The 15,442-nt window shown below is 61.0% G+C and carries 16 protein-coding genes; 4 read left to right on the top strand and 12 right to left on the bottom strand.

Annotated features, from left to right (window positions below; genetic code table 11):
• Positions 1 to 20: 20 nt before the first annotated feature.
• From D3879_RS18330 to D3879_RS18305, 6 genes are all read right to left on the bottom strand, one after another.
• A complete protein-coding gene (locus D3879_RS18330; protein WP_119955692.1) occupies positions 21 to 674 on the bottom strand; it encodes an HAD family hydrolase in 654 nt (217 codons plus the stop codon).
• Positions 674 to 1,663, bottom strand: coding sequence for an ABC transporter ATP-binding protein (locus D3879_RS18325; RefSeq protein ID WP_119955691.1), 990 nt, complete (start codon positions 1,661 to 1,663; stop codon positions 674 to 676). The genes D3879_RS18330 and D3879_RS18325 overlap by 1 nt, the downstream gene beginning before the upstream one ends.
• The gene (locus D3879_RS18320; protein ID WP_119955690.1) at positions 1,660 to 2,457 is read right to left on the bottom strand and encodes an ABC transporter permease; all 798 of its coding nucleotides are present in this window, start codon (positions 2,455 to 2,457) and stop codon (positions 1,660 to 1,662) included. The genes D3879_RS18325 and D3879_RS18320 overlap by 4 nt, the downstream gene beginning before the upstream one ends.
• Positions 2,444 to 3,277 (bottom strand): ABC transporter permease, encoded by an 834-nt coding sequence (locus tag D3879_RS18315; RefSeq protein ID WP_119956346.1) that lies wholly within the window; start codon positions 3,275 to 3,277, stop codon positions 2,444 to 2,446. Before D3879_RS18315 ends, D3879_RS18320 begins: the two co-directional genes overlap by 14 nt.
• Before the next feature lie 5 nt (positions 3,278 to 3,282).
• A complete protein-coding gene (locus tag D3879_RS18310) occupies positions 3,283 to 4,089 on the bottom strand; it encodes an alkaline phosphatase family protein (RefSeq protein WP_119955689.1) in 807 nt (268 codons plus the stop codon).
• Positions 4,090 to 4,397: 308 nt separating this feature from the next.
• Positions 4,398 to 5,456: an ABC transporter substrate-binding protein gene (locus D3879_RS18305; RefSeq protein ID WP_119955688.1), complete on the bottom strand. Its 1,059-nt coding sequence runs from the start codon at positions 5,454 to 5,456 to the stop codon at positions 4,398 to 4,400.
• A 332-nt stretch (positions 5,457 to 5,788) separates the two neighbouring features.
• Between D3879_RS18305 and D3879_RS18300 the strand changes: the two genes are divergently transcribed.
• On the top strand, positions 5,789 to 6,505 hold the full coding sequence (locus D3879_RS18300) for a UTRA domain-containing protein (RefSeq protein WP_119955687.1): 717 nt from the start codon (positions 5,789 to 5,791) through the stop codon (positions 6,503 to 6,505).
• 102 nt (positions 6,506 to 6,607) lie between these two features.
• Here D3879_RS18300 and D3879_RS18295 read toward each other — a convergent pair whose 3' ends face one another.
• Positions 6,608 to 7,429, bottom strand: coding sequence for an MBL fold metallo-hydrolase (locus D3879_RS18295; RefSeq protein ID WP_119955686.1), 822 nt, complete (start codon positions 7,427 to 7,429; stop codon positions 6,608 to 6,610).
• An 84-nt stretch (positions 7,430 to 7,513) separates the two neighbouring features.
• On the opposite strand from D3879_RS18295, the gene D3879_RS18290 reads away from it, so the two are divergent.
• Positions 7,514 to 8,476: a GlxA family transcriptional regulator gene (locus tag D3879_RS18290; protein ID WP_238474281.1), complete on the top strand. Its 963-nt coding sequence runs from the start codon at positions 7,514 to 7,516 to the stop codon at positions 8,474 to 8,476.
• A 125-nt stretch (positions 8,477 to 8,601) separates the two neighbouring features.
• Here D3879_RS18290 and D3879_RS18285 read toward each other — a convergent pair whose 3' ends face one another.
• The 5 genes from D3879_RS18285 to minC all read right to left on the bottom strand — a co-directional run bounded on the left by D3879_RS18285 (position 8,602) and on the right by minC (position 12,735).
• On the bottom strand, positions 8,602 to 9,891 hold the full coding sequence (locus tag D3879_RS18285; RefSeq protein WP_119955685.1) for a M18 family aminopeptidase: 1,290 nt from the start codon (positions 9,889 to 9,891) through the stop codon (positions 8,602 to 8,604).
• 197 nt (positions 9,892 to 10,088) lie between these two features.
• Positions 10,089 to 10,724, bottom strand: coding sequence for an RluA family pseudouridine synthase (locus tag D3879_RS18280; protein WP_119955684.1), 636 nt, complete (start codon positions 10,722 to 10,724; stop codon positions 10,089 to 10,091).
• Positions 10,725 to 10,816: 92 nt separating this feature from the next.
• A complete protein-coding gene (minE, locus tag D3879_RS18275; protein WP_090447406.1) occupies positions 10,817 to 11,071 on the bottom strand; it encodes a cell division topological specificity factor MinE in 255 nt (84 codons plus the stop codon).
• Positions 11,071 to 11,883, bottom strand: coding sequence for a septum site-determining protein MinD (minD, locus tag D3879_RS18270; protein WP_119955683.1), 813 nt, complete (start codon positions 11,881 to 11,883; stop codon positions 11,071 to 11,073). Before minD ends, minE begins: the two co-directional genes overlap by 1 nt.
• Positions 11,884 to 11,994: 111 nt before the next feature.
• Complete coding sequence (gene minC, locus D3879_RS18265) at positions 11,995 to 12,735, bottom strand: septum site-determining protein MinC (RefSeq protein ID WP_119955682.1); 741 nt, start codon at positions 12,733 to 12,735, stop codon at positions 11,995 to 11,997.
• Positions 12,736 to 13,069: 334 nt separating this feature from the next.
• On the opposite strand from minC, the gene D3879_RS18260 reads away from it, so the two are divergent.
• Together D3879_RS18260 and D3879_RS18255 are read left to right on the top strand one after the other, a co-directional pair.
• The gene (locus D3879_RS18260) at positions 13,070 to 14,002 is read left to right on the top strand and encodes a lipid A biosynthesis lauroyl acyltransferase (protein ID WP_119955681.1); all 933 of its coding nucleotides are present in this window, start codon (positions 13,070 to 13,072) and stop codon (positions 14,000 to 14,002) included.
• A gap of 87 nt (positions 14,003 to 14,089) precedes the next feature.
• Complete coding sequence (locus D3879_RS18255) at positions 14,090 to 15,277, top strand: patatin-like phospholipase family protein (RefSeq protein WP_119955680.1); 1,188 nt, start codon at positions 14,090 to 14,092, stop codon at positions 15,275 to 15,277.
• Positions 15,278 to 15,442 lie beyond the last annotated feature (165 nt).

Below are 15,442 nucleotides of genomic sequence, written 5' to 3'. Positions count from 1 at the left end.
GTTCTTAGCCGCCAGTTGTCTCAACTCCAGGTCAAAATCGGCCAGCCCGCTTGTTCGGCATGGCGACGTAGAACCGGATCAGGGTTGACCGTGTTTGGGCGACTGACCAACTGCAGCAGCGGCAGATCGTTGCGCGAGTCGGAGTAGAAACTGGCGCCGTCCAAGGATTCCCCTTCGGCTTCCAGCCAGGCCTGCAGACGAGTGACTTTGCCCTCGCGGTAGGTCAGCACACCTTCGGTGTGACCACTGTAGAAGCCGTGCTGTAGCTCCAGCTCGATCGCTAGTATTTCCTCAACACCCAGTCGTGCGGCGATCGGAGCCACCAGGTGCACACCAGACGCGGAGATCACCAGCAGGCGATCACCCGCCGCGCGATGCTTGGCCAGATGGGCGCAGGCGTCGCCATAGATCAGCGGCTCGATCACCTCCTCGACGAAGGGCTCGACCACAAAGGCCACTTCTTCAGGGGTACGACCGACCAGCGGGCTCAGGCTGAAGGCCATGTAGTCCTCCATGGCCAATTTGCCCTCGGCGTAAGCGGCCATCAACTCGGCATCGCGGCGTAGAAAGGATTCGCCGTCGACCCAGCCTAGTTTAGCCATTTGCTGGCTCCACAAGCTGGCGCAGTCGCCGTTGATCAGGGTTTCGTCTAAATCAAAAATTGCCAGAGCCATCAGGCTACCTCTCGAATTGCGCTGGGGTCGATGGACAGTGCAAGGCGTTGGCCACTGCTATGCAGATCGGCTGCCGAGCGATTCAGTACATCGACCACTAATTCTACCCCGCGGGCTTCGACGCGATAACGGATGACGTTGCCGAGCAGGCTGTGGCTGCGTACCTCGGCTTCGATGTTGCCGTGAACGCCGAGCTGGATAGCTTCCGGGCGGATGGCGATGCGGCTGTTGACCGGGCGCAGCAGCAGGCGGCTGGCGGCGTCGGCGTCGAGCAAGTTGTAGTTGCCGATAAAACCCGCGGCGAAGACATCCGCCGGTGCGGTGTAGAGGGTTTCGGCGTCGCCACTCTGGACGATGCGGCCCTGGTTCATCAGGAAAATCCGGTCGGACATGACCAGCGCCTCTTCCTGGTCATGGGTGACGAAGATAGTGGTCAGGCCGAGTTCACGCTGAATCTGCCGAATCTGTTCGCGCAGGTGTTTGCGAATCCGCGCATCCAGGGCGGACAGCGGTTCGTCGAGCAAGAGCAAGCGGGGACGAGTGACCAGCGAGCGGGCCAAGGCGACCCGCTGGCACTGGCCACCGGACAGTTGATGCGGGTAGCGGCTCGCGAAGTCGCCGAGTTCGACCAGCTCCAGCACTTCGTTGACGCGTTTTTCTGCAGCGTTGCCGGCAATTTTCTGCATGCGCAGGCCAAAAGCCACGTTCTGTTGTGCGGTCATATTGGGAAACAGTGCATAGCTCTGGAACACCATGCCGATGCCTCGTTTCTGCGGCGAAAGTGGTACCAGGTCTTGGCCATCAAGGAGGATCTTGCCGCCGTTGACCTCGGTGAGGCCAGCGATGCAACGCAGCAGGGTGGATTTGCCGCAGCCGGAGGGTCCGAGCAGGGTGACGAATTCGCTCTTGCCGATTTCGCAATTGATGTCACTGAAGATCGAGGTGGCGGCATAGCTCTTGTGCAGCCCCTGAATACTCAGAAAACTCATGATTTTTCCTTGTTCATGCGGTTGGCTGCCCAGGTGAACAGCAGCACGAAGAAAAAGTAGGAGATCACCAGCGCGCTGTTGAAGTGGCCGCTGCTGTTTTTCATGTTGTTCAGATAGACCTGCAGGGTTTCATAGCGGGTGCCGACCAGCAGATTGGCGAAGACGAATTCGCCGAAGAGGAAGGAGAACGAGAGGAACAGCGACACCATCAGACCCTTGCGCAGGTTCGGCAGCACCACCAATAGTGCGGCTTTCCAGGTGCTGGCGCCGAGCAGGTGGGCGGCGTCCATCAGGTCGCGCAGGTTGATCGCCTGCAGGTTGTTGGTGATCGCCCGGTACATGAACGGCAGGGCCACGGTGAAGTAGCAACCGATCAAAATCCACGGCGTGCCGACCATGGCCAGCGGGCCGGAGCCATAGATCTGCAGGAGGCCCACGGAGGACACCACCGGCGGTATCGCGAAGGGCAGGAGGATGAGGATGTTCATCAGCCCGTCGAGCTTGGGGAAGTGGTAATGCACCACGAACAGCAACGGCAGGATCAGCAGCACCGAGAGCAGCAGGGCGCCGAAGCAGATCAGCAGCGACTGGCCGAAGGCAGTGAGGAAGCGTGCATCACTCCACAGCGCCAGGTACCACTTGAAGGTCAGGCCGTCCGGCAGGATGGTCGCCGACCAACTGGTGGACAGCGAGTAGAGCAGGGTGCCGGCCAGTGGCAAGAGCAGGATCAGGAACAGCAGGTAGACCACGCTGCGGTGATAGAGGCTGCTGGCCTTGGACTCAATGCGCGACATGGTAACTCCGCTTCAGCAGCCACTGATGGACCACGGTAATCAGCGCCATCAGGCCCACCAGCACCATCGCCAGGGCGCTGGCCAGGTTCGGGTTGAGGGCGATGTCGCCAGCGACCATCGCAGCGATGCGAATCGGCAGCACGTTGAAGTTGCCGGTGGTCAGGGCATAAACGGTGGCGTAGGCGCCCAGCGCGTTGGCCAGCAGGATGATGAAGGTGCCGAGCAGCGCCGGGGTCAGCACCGGCAGGCCGATGTGGCGCCAGAACTGCCAGGTGCCGGCGCCGAGCAGCTCGGCCGACTCGCGCCAGTCCTCGCGCAGGGCGTCGAAGGCGGGGTAGAGCAGTAGCACACCCAGGGGGATCTGAAAGTAGGTGTAGAGCACGATCAGCCCGGTCTTCGAGTAGAGGTTGAAATCCTCGATCACGCCGATCTGCTTGAGCAAGATCGTCAGTGTGCCGTTGAAACCGAGCAGGATGATGAAGGCGAAGGCCAGCGGCACTCCGGCGAAGTTGCTGGTCATGTTGGAGAAGGCCATGACGAAGTCGCGCAGTTTGCTGTCCACCTTGCGCAGCGAGTAGCTGCCGAGGACCGCGATGACGATGCCGATCAGGCTCGACCAGAAGGAGATCTGCAGGCTGTGCTTGATCGCTTGCAGGTAGAACTTCGAACTGAAGGCCTTGGCATAGTTACCCAGGCCCCAGCCCTCGGCGCTGTTCAGGCTGTTGATCGCCACCCAGGCCAGCGGGGCGATCTGGAAGGCGATGAAGAAGACGGCGAAGGGCAGCAGGCAGAGCAGGGCCAGCCATTTGCCGCGGGTGATTGAATTCACTTCAACAGCTCCCGGCATACAGGTTTGTCGTGGGGCACGCCGAGCAGCTCGCAAATGGTGCCGCACAACTCGGTCTGCTTCGGCTGTGCAGAGCTGTCGAGGCTGAAGGCTTCACCCAGCACGAACAGCGGAACCTCGCGCTCCTCAGCGAGTAGGCCGTTGTGCGAGCGGTCGTTGTTCATGCCGTGGTCGGCGGTCACCAGCACCTGATAGCCGGCGTCGAGCCAGCGTTGCAGGTATTCGGCGAGGATGATGTCGGCCGCCCGTGCACTGTTGCGATATTGCGAGGAGTCGAGGCCGTGCTTGTGACCTGCATCGTCTACGTTCATCGGGTGAGCCAGGAGGAAATTCGGCCCATGACGCACACGTAGGCTCTCCGCATCGGCGAACAGGTGCGAATCCGGATAGTGGTCGGCGTAGTAGAAGTGTCCGTGCTGAATCGGTAATTCCGGCGTCTCGGTATGGCGGTCACGGGCGGCATTGAACGGTGAGCGGTTGTACAACTCGCTGACCCAGTGGTAGGCCGCGGCGGCGGTACTGAGCCCGGCATCGCTGGCGTAGTGAAAGATGCTGCGCTGGTTGGACAAGCGCGATACATCGTTATGCACGATGCCGCTCTCGATCGGCGGTACGCCGGTGAGGATGCATTCGTAGAGTGGTCGGGAGAGCGCCGGCAGCTCGCACTCCAGCTTGTACAGTGCGGCTCGGCCCGCACCACAGTAAGCCTGAAGATGACCCAGCGCATGCTGGGCCACCCCGTAGTTCAGGCCATCCAGCAGGACCAGGATGACGTTGTGCTTCATAACCGTTTCACTCCAGAAGTTGTTCAAAGTCCAGACGTGCGCAGTTCAGGGCCGCACCCCGTTCTCGAAAATGCTCCCGGCATTTTTCCTACCTCCCCCATCCATGGGGTCGCCTACGGGTAGCGGCATTCCCTACATCCATGTGGGTCACCAGCCGCAACGCAGCGAAGCGGAGTTTACGGCTGTAAATGAGCATTACTCGTTTCACTCGCCCTTCGGGCCGTCCTGCGGACGTTCTCCCGCAAGCGGCCGTCCAGGCCCGTTTTCAACGCAGCATAAGCAGGCGCAGTCAGAGATTGAGCAACTTCTTATTCCATGTTGATGATCACGTTCTCTTGCCACAGCCCCGGCAAGGCTTTGGAGGTTTCTTCCCAGGCCTTGGCGTCCTTGATCGGCTGGACCTTTGCGTACTGCTCGTTCGGCAGCAGCTTGGCTTTCACGGCATCCGGCAAGGTCAGGTGCTCGGCGCGGATCGGACGGGCATTGCCCTTGGCCAGGTTGATCTGGCCGGCATCGCTGAGGATGTACTCGCGGGCCAGCTTGGCGGCGTTAGGGTTCTTGGCGTACTTGTTGATGATGGTGGTGTAGCCCGAGATCACCGAGCCGTCGGACGGTATCAGTACTTCGAAGCGGCTCGGATCGATCTGGTCGCGATAGCTCAGACCGTTGAAGTCCCAGACGATGCCGACTTCGACTTCACCCTTTTCCAGAGTCTGGATGGTTGGGTTCGACAGCGACAGGCGGCCCTGCTTGGCGATCTTGGCGAACAGATCGAGGCCCGGCTGGATGTTCTTCTCGTCACCGCCCTTGGAGATGGCTGCGGCCAGTACGCCGTTAACCGCTTGCGCAGCAGAGCTGACGTCACCGATGGCGACCTTGTATTTGCCTTTTTCCAGGTCGGCCCAGGATTTCGGCGGCTCTTTCACCAATTGCTTGTTGATGATGAAGGCGATCGAGCCGGTATAGGCCAGCATCCAGTGGCCGTCGGCATCCTTGGCCCAGGCGGGGATCTGTTCCCAAGTGCTCGGCTTGTAGGGCAGGGTCACGCCCTGTTGCACGGCGATGGGACCGAACGCGGCGCCCACGTCGCCGATATCGGCGGTGGCGTTGTCTTTTTCAGCAGCGAACTTGGCGATCTCTTGCGCCGAACTCATATCGGTGTCCAGGTGCTTGAGACCATGGAGCTTGCCGAGATCGACCCAGGTGTCCTTCCAGTTCGCCCAGCTATCGGGCATGCCCACGCTATTCACAGCCCCTTCGGCACGGGCTGCTTGTTCCAGGCTTTTAAGGTCTGTTTCTGCTGCCATCGCCGCGTTGGCCAGGGCAATGGTCGATCCTAATAGTGAAGCTAGCAACAGGCGTTTCATTCGACGCTCCTTCGTGGTGAGGGTGTTGGTCTAGATCAGCAATCGCCAAGCCAAGTTAGCCTGGTTGGATGACGGTTTTGTGTCGGCCAAGGTATATCCACGCCGCACATGGCTACGCCAAGGTGCATGCTCAGCAAGCGTAGACCATAGTTAAGTAGCTGATTTATCAGCTGTAGATTTATGGGCTGCGCTGATAGGTGGCACGCAAATGCAGCTGGATGTCATCGAATAGTCATCTAGGCTGCCTAGGATCATCCCTCTGTTACGGGCTCGTCGCGAGCCAATCAAGGCCCTGGAATGGGGCTGGACTAGTCCAGAAGAGGCAAGGCCTGATGCGTGATGAAGCACCCCGCGCCGTGACGGCCATCTGCCGCGCGCTGGAAGAGCAGATTGAGCACGGATTGTTGTCGTCAGGCAGCAAGTTGCCGGCCGAGCGCAAACTCAGTGAGCTGTTCGATACCACACGCATCACCCTGCGCGAGGCGTTGGGGCAATTGGAGGCGCAGGGGCTTATCTATCGGGAAGAGCGTCGTGGCTGGTTTGTTTCGCCGCCACGGCTGGCTTACAACCCGTTGGTGCGTAGCCACTTCCACGCGATGGTCGGCGAACAGCGCCGGCAGCCCGCCACCGAGGTGTTGTCGGCACGCTTGCAACCGGCATCGGCAGCAATCTGTGATCTGTTGGAGTTACCGGCATTGTCCAGCGTGATTCAGATTCGCCGAGCGCGGCGGATCGATGGGCGGCTGGTGCTGTATGTCGAGCACTACCTGAATCCGGTCTATTTTCCCGGCATCCTCGACTTCGACCTGACCCGCTCGCTGACCGAGTTGTACGCCAGCGAGTACGACATCTACTACGGGCGGGTGCGCTTCGATATGGTGCCCACTGCGCTCCAGGTTGAGGCGGCTGCGGCGCTCAAGGTGGCGGTCGGCGGCCCGGCGCTGCGCATCACTCGGATCAACCGCGACCAGCATGGGCGGTTGATCGACTGTGACTTGGAGTACTGGCGGCACGACGCCATTCATGTGAGTGTCGAAGTGCCGGAGTAGGTGCACCCCGCAGTGCTTGTGTAGGAGCCAGCTCTGCTGGCGATCGGAGGCTAGGGTGTTGAGTGGAGCTCGTTCCTACGGGTGGCCCTCATCGGGGCGTTGTTACAGGCTCGGAAGGGCTTGCCGCTTCTCTGCGACTTCCGCGTCCACAGTCTGGAAAACCAAGGCTTCGCCATCCAGCGGCACCCTCAGTCGATCCCCCAGCTGCTGCTGGGCGGCTTCGCGCAGCAGCTCGGTGCGGGTCACTGGGCAATGGTCGAGGGCCTCCAGATGGTTGGCCACGACTATGCCTTTGCTCAGTCGGGCGGCTTCGAGCATGTCCGCCTTGCCCATGATGATGGGGCTGCCGATATCGAACACCGCCCCGCCGGCCGGGAGGACGCTGACCTCCGGCGCCAGCCTGGTCAGGCAGTGGCGCACCTCGGCGGTGAGGATTGTATCGCCAGCGAGATAGAGGCTGGGTTCGCCCGGGATCTGGATGAAGTAGCCATGCCCATGGGCCATCAAGCGGCCGATAAATCCTTCGCCGTGCAGGCAGGGAATCGGCCGGATGCTGCCGCCGAAGAAGGGGCTGGCCGGCTGCTCGGGCAACTCCTGAACGTTGAGCCGGAGTTTGCGCAGATAGTCCGCGTCCTCCGCCATGCAGATGACCGGCAGCTTGCGCTCGCGCAGCCAGCGGGCGCCGGCGCGGTCGAGGTGGTCGAAGTGGCCTTTCTGGCAGTGGGTGATCAGGCAGTGGGTCACCTGGTCCAGCAGCTCGGAGGCGTTATCCGGCAGCTCGACCAGCGGGTTGCGCCGGCGGTTGCCGGTCAGCCATTTGAGCGGGGGAAATTGACCCTGGGCTGCCAGCATGGGGTCCACCAGCAGGCGGACATCGCCGAATTCGACGATAAGGGTGGCGTTGCGCAGCTGAGTGATTTTCATGGCGAGCTCCGATTCAGGTGCTGCCATTGTAAAAATATGCCCGTCACGGGAGGATGGCAGAAATTGCCATAAAACGGACATTTCATGCCGATCCAGAAAATAGGCTTGCTGCTCTATCCCGGCTGCATGCCGGCCGGCTTGTTCACCTTTGCCGACCTGCTGCTCTCGGCCAATCGCCGGGTCGGCGAGCGGCACTTTGAAGTGTGCTGGGTAGGGCTGGATAGCGAGCCGGTCGACTGTGTTCATGGCATGCGCCTGCAGCCGGACACTGCGCTGGCCGAGGCAGACTGCACGGCCCTGCTGATCCCCGGGCTCTGGGCGGATTCGGAGGCCAAGATGGCCCGGGTGCTGGAGAGCAATCGCTCATTGATCCGCGCATTGACCCAATTGGATAAGAAGACCCAGCTGTGGAGCTATTGCACGGGAGTGTGCCTGCTGGCCCAGAGCGGGCGTTTGAACGGCGAGGCGGCGACCGCCACCTGGTGGCTGGCGGACAGCGTGCAGGCGCGTTTTCCCCAAGTGAACTGGCAGTTGCAGCGCACCCAGGTGTTCAACCGCCAGACCGCCACGGCTTCCGGGGCCAGCGGCTACCTGCCGATCGCCAAGGCAGTGATCGAGGGGCTACTGGGGGTAGCGGTCTATCGCGACATCGCGAAACTGATGGTGCTGCCGCGGCCGGAGCCAGCCGCTCCGGTTTTTAGCGCCATCAGCTTGATGGAGCAGACTGACCCGCTGTTGCGCAGGCTGCATCTGCTGGTGGAAAAGCGACCGGCGCAACAGCTCAACGTGCAGCAACTGGCGGATGAGCTGGCCGTGACGGCGCGCACCCTGGCGCGCCGGATCAAGGCGCTGACGGGTAACTCAGTGGCCGACCAGATACGCCTGATCAAGCTCAACCAGGCCGGCGAGCGGCTGATCCTGACCTCCGACTCGGTCAGCCTGATCAGCGATAGTCTGGGCTTCAGCGACGAGTCCAGCTTCCGCCGCAGCTTCAAGCGCGTCACCGGGCAGACAGCGGTAGCCTATCGGCAGCAGTTCAAACTGTAGTTGTTCGTAGGGGGCGATTTATCGCGCCAACGCTGCTCGATGGGCGCGCTATGGCGCGGTGAGCCGCACCCTACAGGCACTGTCCTCCGGCCACTGCGCAGATGTGCAGTGGGGAAGTAAGCCGCTCAGGACAGTTCGGCGCTGCCGTAGAACGCCGTCAGTACCTTCACCAAATGCGCCAGGTCATGGCTGCCGGCTAGTTCGCGGATCGAGTGCATGGCGAAGGTCGGCAGGCCGATATCCACTGTGCGTACACCGAGCTGGCCGGCGGTGATGGGGCCGGTGGTCGAGCCACAGCCCATGTCGCTACGCACCACAAAGCTCTGCACCGGCACTTCTTCGGCCAAGCATAGGTGGCGGAAGAAGCCGGCGGTTTCGCTGCTGGTCGCGTAACGCTGGTTACTGTTGACCTTGATCACCGGACCGGCGTTGAGCTTGGGGCCATGGTTGGCGTCGTGTTTGTCGGCGTAGTTCGGGTGTACGCCGTGGGCGTTGTCGGCGGATACCAGCAAGGATTTCTGGATGATCCGCACAAACGCATCGCCTTCCGGCAGTAAACGCCGTAGCACTTGCTCGAGCATCGGGCCATCGGCGCCACAGGCAGAGCAGGAGCCTACTTCTTCGTGGTCGGTGCTGACCAGGACGCAGGTTTCATCGCCCTCGCTGTTGAGCAGCGCTTGCAGGCCGGCATAGCAGGACAGCAGGTTGTCCAGTCGCGCGCCGGCGATAAAGTCGCCGTTCAGACCAATCACGGCCGCACTTTGGGTGTCGTAGAAGCTCAGTTCGAAATCCAGCACCGCGTCGGCGTTGAGGCCATGTTCGCGGCTCAGCTGATCGGCCAGCAGGGCGCGGAAGTCATAAGGCTCATCACCGGCGACCTGGGCCAGAATCGGCGGCAGTTCGTTCTGCGCATTGATCGGCCAGCCCTGATTGGCTTCGCGATTGAGGTGGATCGCCAGATTGGGGATTACCGCGATGGGCAGCTGGAAGTCGATCAGCTGGCTCTGCACCTTGCCGCCTTCGCGGAAGGTGACGCGTCCGGCGAGCGACAGGTCGCGGTCAAACCAGGGTGCGAGGAGGGCGCCGCCGTAGACTTCCACCCCCAGTTGCAGGAAGCCTTGGCGCTGCAACTCCGGTTGTGGTTTCACCCGCAGGCAGGGGCTGTCGGTGTGCGCGCCAACCAGGCGAAGGCCGCCGTCCAGCGGCGGACGCTTGCCGAGCTTGATGGCGATGATCGAGGAGTCATTGCGCGTCACGTAGTAACGGCCGCCCGGCTCAGTGGCCCAGGACTCACGCTCGTCCAACGCTTGAAAACCAGCGGCTTCCAAGCGTTGGGCCAGACCGGCGGTGGCGTGAAAAGGGGTGGGTGAGGCCTTGAGGAAATCGATCAGGCCTTGGTTCAATTCTTCACGCATAGGGCGCTCCAGGCGGCAATCTCGGGAGTTTACCGTATTGGCTTGGGTCGTTGGGCTGGATACGTCGCGAGGGACTCCGCGGCGTGAACCTGTAGGAGCGGATTTATCCGCGAAGCTCGGCGGTGGATCGTATCGCGGATAAATCCGCTCCTACACAGGCAGCCTGTGGCCCGGATGCAATCCGGGAATGACGCTATTCAGAACGGCGCCGGGCAGTCGAAGCGCAGGCGTTCGCCGGTTTGCGGGTGGCTGAAGGCGAGCATGCTGGCGTGTAGGCATAGCCGCTCATGGGCGGCTAGGGCTTGCTCAGGTGCATACAGGCGATCACCGAGTAGCGGATGGCCGATCGAGAGCATGTGTACCCGTAGCTGGTGCGAGCGACCGGTGATCGGGGTCAGCTCGACTCGGCTGTAATGGCCGCAGCGCTCCAATACGCGCCAGAAGGTCAGGGCGTGCCGCCCCAGTTCGTGATCGACCACGTGTCGCGGCTTGGTGGGGGGGTCGTAACGTAAGGGCAATTCGATCCGGCCGCTGTCCAACTCCGGTTCGCCCCAGCACAGCGCGGTGTAGGCTTTTTCCGTCTCGCGGTCGTGGAATTGCCGTGACAGTTCGCGGTGACTGTCAGCATCCCGGGCCAAGAGGATCAGCCCAGAGGTTTCCCAATCCAGGCGATGGACGATGCGGGCCTCCGGGAAACCATGTTCCTGTAGCCGAGTGATCAAGCAGTCTTTGTTATCGTCGGCGCGGCCAGGCACTGAAAGCAGCAGGGTCGGCTTGTTGATCACCAGAATGGCTGCATCCTGGTGGATTATTTCAATATTCGACAGCGGCATGGGGGTCGCGAGAAGTGAGGGGGTAGATGACGGTGAGTCCGTGTTTCCCTCACCCCTAGCCCCTCTCCCGGAGGGAGAGGGGGATAGTTGAATCAACGATCCGGGAGGGTGATGTTGAGCTCCAGAATCGAGCAGCTGCCCTGGTTTTCCAGTGCGACTTGTACTTGATCCGAATCAATGTTCACGTATTTGCGAATGACCTCGACCAGTTCCTGCTGCAAGGCTGGCAGGTAGTCAGGTTGGCTGCGTTGACCGCGCTCGTGGGCGACGATGATCTGCAGGCGCTCTTTCGCGATGGACGCGGTGGATTCCTTCTTACGTTCTCGAAAGAAGTCAAAAATGTTCATTAGCGAGCTCCGAACAGGCGTTGCAGGAGGCCTTTCTTCTGCACGTCGAGGAAGCGATGCCCCACTTCCTTGCCGAGTAAACGATCGACGGCATCGCTATACGCCTGACCGGCGTCGCTTTGGTCGTCGAGGATCACCGGTACGCCTTGGTTAGAAGCTTTCAGCACCGCTTGCGACTCCGGAATCACGCCGAGCAGACGGATGGCGAGGATTTCCTCGACGTCTTCCACACCGAGCATTTCACCCTTGGTCACCCGCTCTGGGTTGTAGCGGGTCAGCAACAGGTGCTCTTTGATCGGCTCTTCGCCTTTCTCGGCACGGCGCGACTTGCTCGCCAGCAGGCCGAGCATACGGTCGGAGTCACGTACGGAAGAGACTTCCGGGTTGGTCACGACAACCGCTTCATCGGCGAAGTACATGGCCAGGTGCGCACCTTTTTCGATCCCGGCCGGTGAGTCGCAGACCACGTATTCGAAGGTTTCGCGCAGTTCGTTGATGATCTTTTCTACGCCTTCCAGGGTCAGCGCGTCTTTATCGCGAGTCTGACTGGCGGCCAGGACGTAAAGGTTTTCCAGGCGTTTGTCCTTGATCAGGGCCTGGGTGAGGGTCGCTTCGCCGTTGACGACGTTGACGAAGTCGTACACCACGCGGCGTTCGCAACCCATGATCAGGTCGAGGTTACGCAGGCCGACGTCGAAGTCGACGATGACAGTCCTGTGCCCGCGCAGGGCAAGGCCGGTACCGATGGCGGCGCTGGTGGTGGTTTTACCCACGCCACCCTTGCCGGAAGTGACTACGAGGATCTTGGCCAAGGTGATTCACCCCAAATGTAAATAAATCGGGAACTCATAAGCCGTATTGCGGCTGCGCGGGTCCCCGTAAAGCCCTTGTGGACTTAAATTAAAAATCCGCGGCAGTATCCGTTAAAGACGGGTGATGTTCAACACGTCACCCGATAGGCTGACATGTACTGCGTCGCCCCATAGCGGGTCGCGCCGGAGGTCTTCCGAGACCTTGTATTGACCGGCAATGGAGAGCATTTCTGCACCCATTTGCTGGCAAAAAATTCGTGCTTTAGTGTCGCCTTTAACGCCGGCTAGAGCTCGACCGCGCATCGGGGCGTAAACATGGATATTGCCATCGGCGAGAAGTTCCGCGCCGGCGCTGACGGGTGCCAGTACGATCAAGTCGCCGCCTTGGGCATACACCTGCTGGCCACCACGCACCGGGGTGGTGATGACTTTGGTCGGCTTGGCGACAGGTTCTGCAGGTTTTTCCGCTTTTTTTCGCGCGGCGATGATTTCGACTGGCTCGACCAGCCGTTCGCGCGCACCTGAGGGCGGTAAGACCGGCAGATCGAGAGCGGTTGCGGCGGCGATGTCTTCTTCGCGGCTGGCGCGGATGGCCAGGGTACGCAGGCCGTGGCGGCGACAGACGGCCATCAGTGCGCTTAGGTCGAGCAGGCCTTCACCATCTGGTAGCTTGTCCAGCGCCAGTACCAGCGGGGTGTTGCTGAAGAAGTTCGGCGCCTGGGCCACCTTTTCGGCCAGTTGCAGCTCGAGGCGGGCGAGGTCGTTGTGTGCCAGCTCCAGCACCGTGATGGCAAGCATGCTGCCCTTGAGCTGGAACACGGGGTCCTGGTTGAGAAGATCGGCTTGGCTCATGGTTTGCCTGATGCGCCTTGGTAGTTTGCTGAGAGCCTGTTCAAGATCGTCGCGAGTGCAGGTCAGGGCCGCACCCGCTCCCTACGGGTAGCGGCATTCCCCACATCCATATGGGTCACAAGGCGTAACGAGTCAAACAGGCGAGGAAGCGGAGTTTACGAGTTGTAAATGAGTATTCCGAGCCTGTTTTCAACGCAGCATGACCAAACGCAGCAGATATTGAACAGGCTCTGAGGGCGAAAGAAGTCGGGATTTATAGCGAGAACGCGGTTGGGCCGCAAGCCAGGCGGAGTCCTGTAGAATGCGCGGCCTTGTTGTTTGTCCGGAATTTGAGATGGATCGTCCGCGTTTTCGTGCCTATTTTCTCCATCCGCGCTTCTGGTTGCTGTGGCTGGGCCTTGGTTTGCTGTGGCTGATCACCCAATTGCCCTACGTGGTGTTGCTGAAGTGTGGGCGCGGCTTGGGCGCGTTGATGTATTGGGGCGCCCGTTCGCGTCGACAGATTGCCGCACGTAATTTGCAGCTGTGCTTTCCAGACCTGCCTGCGGTTGAGCGTAAGCGCCTGTTGAAAGAAAACTTCGCCTCTACCGGCATCGCCTTCTTCGAGACGGCGATGAGTTGGTGGTGGCCCACGGAGCGTCTGGCGCCGCTGGCGCATATCGAAGGGCTGGAGCAGCTGAAACAGGCCCAGGCTGAAGGGCAGGGTGTGATTCTGATGGCCGTGCATTTCACCACACTGGAAATCGGCGCCGCGCTTCTTGGTCAACAGCACACCATCGATGGCATGTACCGCGAGCACAAAAATCCGCTGTTCGATTTCGTCCAGCGGCGTGGCCGTGAGCGCCACAACCTGGATGCCAGTGCCATCGAGCGGGAAGATGTGCGCGCCATGCTCAAGGTGCTGCGTGCGGGGCGGGCTATCTGGTATGCGCCGGATCAGGACTACGGCCTTAAGCAGAGTCTGTTCGTGCCTTTGTTCGGGATTTCCGCTGCGACAGTGACCGCGACCACCAAGTTTGCTCGGCTCGGTAAGGCACGGGTCGTGCCCTTCACCCAGAAACGTCTGGATGATGGCGCTGGCTATCGCCTGGTGATCCACTCGCCGCTGGAGGATTTCCCCGGCGAGAGCGAGGAAGCCGATTGCCTGCGTATCAACCAATGGGCCGAAAGCGCTATTCGCGAATGCCCTGAGCAGTATTTGTGGGCTCACCGACGTTTCAAGACCCGGCCGGAAGGTGAACCTACGTTGTACAAAAAGCGCCGTTAGCACAGGCCGTGTGAAAACTACTGCGCTCGGTTATACCGCCTGAACAGGCCGCTCCTATACTCGCAAAAATGCCCCGAGAGACCGCCGATGAATCAAGCAGACAGCCCTGCCAAGCCGGTCACCGGGCTGATTCTCTCCGGCGGTGGGGCTCGGGCGGCTTATCAGGTGGGGGTGTTGGCGGCGATTGCCGACCTGCTGCCGGATGCCACGCAAAATCCCTTCCCGGTAATAGTCGGCACCTCCGCCGGCGCGGTGAATGCGGTGGGGCTGGCGTGTGGCGCATTGCACTTTACCGAGGCGGTTCGCAGGCTGACCCAGGTTTGGCAAAACTTCCATACCCATCATGTCTATCGCAGCGATCTGCCTGGTGTACTGCGTCAGTCCTATCGTTTTCTCGGTCACAGTCTGCTCGGTCTGGGTAAGAGTTTACCCGTCGCGCTGCTCGACAGTTCGCCGTTGCGTGAATTGCTGGCGCGGGAGCTGGATTTTTCCGGGATCGCCGCGGCGGTGCGGATGCGTCAGTTACGCGCGGTGGCCATCACCGCGTTCGGTTATGAGTCCGGCCAGGCTGTGACCTTCTATCAGGGGCGCGCGACCATCGATCCCTGGCTTCGCCATCGCCGGGTTGGCGTGCCCACCCGTCTGAAGCTCGACCACTTGCTTGCCAGTGCTTCGATCCCGCTGATTTTCCCGCCGGTGAAGATCAATCGCGAATACTTTGGCGATGGCGCTGTACGGCAGTCCGCGCCGATCAGCCCGGCGCTGCACCTGGGCGCCAACCGTGTACTGGTGGTCGGGGTCAGCGGGAATCCGCAGAGTGGCGATGCGAATGCGATCATCATCCGGCCGAAAACCGGGCGTCCGCCAAGCTTGGCGCAGATCGGCGGACATCTGCTCAACAGCACCTTTATCGACAGCTTGGAAGGTGACATCGAACTGCTGGAGCGGCTCAATCATATGAGCCGTTTGCTGCCCGCCGAGCTACCGTCGCGGGGCTTGGTTCCGAAGCCGGTGGAGGTGTTGGTGATCGCCCCGAGTCAGCCACTGGATCAGATTGCCGCACGCCATCGTCACGAGCTACCGCGGACGCTGCGGATGTTCCTGCGTGGACCTGGCGCGACCAAGGTCAGTGGCGCTGGGGTGCTCAGCTATTTGCTATTCGAGCCGGGCTACTGCAATGAGCTGATTGAGCTGGGTTATCAGGATGCCATGGCGCAGAAGGCCGCGCTGGTCAGCTTTCTCGGTCTAGATCCGCTTGCCACGCTCAATCCGTGAGCCATTTCTGAAAAGCCAAGGGCCGGCCCAGGTTGGAAGTCTGGGGCGGCCCTCAGGTCAAGGCTAGTGGCCTGTACGCCTAGTTGGTTAACTCAAGTTCGGATGCCTGGAGTCCTGAGACAAGGCGCCGTGACGAGTCATAGCTGGGCTACTTTGATCCGCGGC

Source organism: Pseudomonas cavernicola (genome assembly GCF_003596405.1).
Classification (GTDB): Bacteria; Pseudomonadota; Gammaproteobacteria; order Pseudomonadales; family Pseudomonadaceae; genus Aquipseudomonas; species Aquipseudomonas cavernicola.
This window is presented reverse-complemented; position numbering and strand designations above follow the sequence as displayed.

Excerpts from the sequence above, each read along its gene's own strand:
- D3879_RS18310 (WP_119955689.1), bottom strand. The coding sequence starts at position 4,089 with ATGAAGCACAACGTCATCCTGGTCCTGCTGGATGGCCTGAACTACGGG.
- D3879_RS18290 (WP_238474281.1), top strand. The coding sequence starts at position 7,514 with ATGCCGATCCAGAAAATAGGCTTGCTGCTCTATCCCGGCTGCATGCCG.
- D3879_RS18280 (WP_119955684.1), bottom strand. The coding sequence starts at position 10,724 with ATGCCGCTGTCGAATATTGAAATAATCCACCAGGATGCAGCCATTCTG.
- D3879_RS18295 (WP_119955686.1), bottom strand. The coding sequence starts at position 7,429 with ATGAAAATCACTCAGCTGCGCAACGCCACCCTTATCGTCGAATTCGGC.
- D3879_RS18330 (WP_119955692.1), bottom strand. The coding sequence starts at position 674 with ATGGCTCTGGCAATTTTTGATTTAGACGAAACCCTGATCAACGGCGAC.
- D3879_RS18260 (WP_119955681.1), top strand. The coding sequence starts at position 13,070 with ATGGATCGTCCGCGTTTTCGTGCCTATTTTCTCCATCCGCGCTTCTGG.
- D3879_RS18285 (WP_119955685.1), bottom strand. The coding sequence starts at position 9,891 with ATGCGTGAAGAATTGAACCAAGGCCTGATCGATTTCCTCAAGGCCTCA.
- D3879_RS18305 (WP_119955688.1), bottom strand. The coding sequence starts at position 5,456 with ATGAAACGCCTGTTGCTAGCTTCACTATTAGGATCGACCATTGCCCTG.
- minC (WP_119955682.1), bottom strand. The coding sequence starts at position 12,735 with ATGAGCCAAGCCGATCTTCTCAACCAGGACCCCGTGTTCCAGCTCAAG.
- D3879_RS18325 (WP_119955691.1), bottom strand. The coding sequence starts at position 1,663 with ATGAGTTTTCTGAGTATTCAGGGGCTGCACAAGAGCTATGCCGCCACC.
- D3879_RS18320 (WP_119955690.1), bottom strand. The coding sequence starts at position 2,457 with ATGTCGCGCATTGAGTCCAAGGCCAGCAGCCTCTATCACCGCAGCGTG.
- D3879_RS18300 (WP_119955687.1), top strand. The coding sequence starts at position 5,789 with ATGCGTGATGAAGCACCCCGCGCCGTGACGGCCATCTGCCGCGCGCTG.
- D3879_RS18255 (WP_119955680.1), top strand. The coding sequence starts at position 14,090 with ATGAATCAAGCAGACAGCCCTGCCAAGCCGGTCACCGGGCTGATTCTC.
- minE (WP_090447406.1), bottom strand. The coding sequence starts at position 11,071 with ATGAACATTTTTGACTTCTTTCGAGAACGTAAGAAGGAATCCACCGCG.